General features: G+C 40.2%; 1 protein-coding gene and 1 pseudogene. Both read left to right on the top strand.

Features of this window, described 5'->3' with window-relative positions; translation table 11 throughout:
* Positions 1–340: pseudogene (locus D0T84_RS22330) on the top strand (hypothetical protein); the annotation flags it as partial.
* 109 nt (positions 341–449) lie between these two features.
* Complete coding sequence (locus D0T84_RS22325; protein WP_163310116.1) at positions 450–692, top strand: hypothetical protein; 243 nt, start codon at positions 450–452, stop codon at positions 690–692.
* The last annotated feature ends 205 nt before the right edge of the window (positions 693–897 follow it).

Below are 897 nucleotides of genomic sequence, written 5' to 3'. Positions count from 1 at the left end.
CATGATACAGGATATGCAACGGATAGTAAACAGCCAGACAAAGCAACAGGACGATACGCAAAACCTGAAAAAAGAACTGGAACAATTCAAAAAAGAAAAAGAACGGAAACGTTGGATACACCTGATACTGGTAGAGATGCAGAAGTATAGCAGGAACACAACCGACTGGCCAGCCAATAACGCCTTCACCCGGCAAAAAAAGATATTCGGTAAGACACTGGGAGAAATGACGCTGGATGAATTGATATCAGGACACCGGAAAATGAAATCTATAGTAGAGAAGGATAAGGCCGATCGCGTAAAGAACCTGATTAAGCCGGGCACATTCAACTTCAACTAAGAAACAGGGTGTAAGTTAGCCGGTAACGCTTCCGGGTTCGATTCCCGGTACACCCCCTTAACAGTTAACAGTTAGCAGTAAATAAAGCGAAAGCTGATAATTTTAACAGATGACCAAAATAGAGAGAATGAAGTTAGGCCGCAGGGCTGCATACCTGCGTAAGTGTATTCTCGTACAGCAGTTACTGGCTGAACATGAGAATGAAACCACTGTACGCAGAAGGGTGTTTTCTGAATACATTAAACCTGTCATACGCTGCAGCTACCAACAGTTCAACAATATGCTAAACGAGCATAACCCGTCTAAAGAACATGAAGAAATAGAAGCTAAACTTAAAAAAATGAATATATGAAGAAACAGCAGATAATAAACACCTTTACCTGGCTGGCAATTATGTGCCTGGCTGCAGGTTTCTGGACACTGTTGATTTATGCAACACTGTATTTGAACAATAAATTATATAACATTTTAATTCAATAGATTATGAGTAAAGAATTAGTTGAAATGACTGCTGAAGAAATGGCTGAATATGAAGCCTTCAGGCAGGACAAAGCAAA

The organism is Dysgonomonas sp. 521 (assembly GCF_010501055.1).
Classification (GTDB): Bacteria; Bacteroidota; Bacteroidia; order Bacteroidales; family Dysgonomonadaceae; genus Dysgonomonas.
Note: the sequence above shows the minus strand (reverse complement) of the source record. Positions and strands in the feature narration are given on the sequence as shown.

Bases quoted from the DNA above. Each gene is read 5' to 3' on its own strand.
- D0T84_RS22325 (WP_163310116.1), top strand. From the start codon at position 450: ATGACCAAAATAGAGAGAATGAAGTTAGGCCGCAGGGCTGCATACCTG.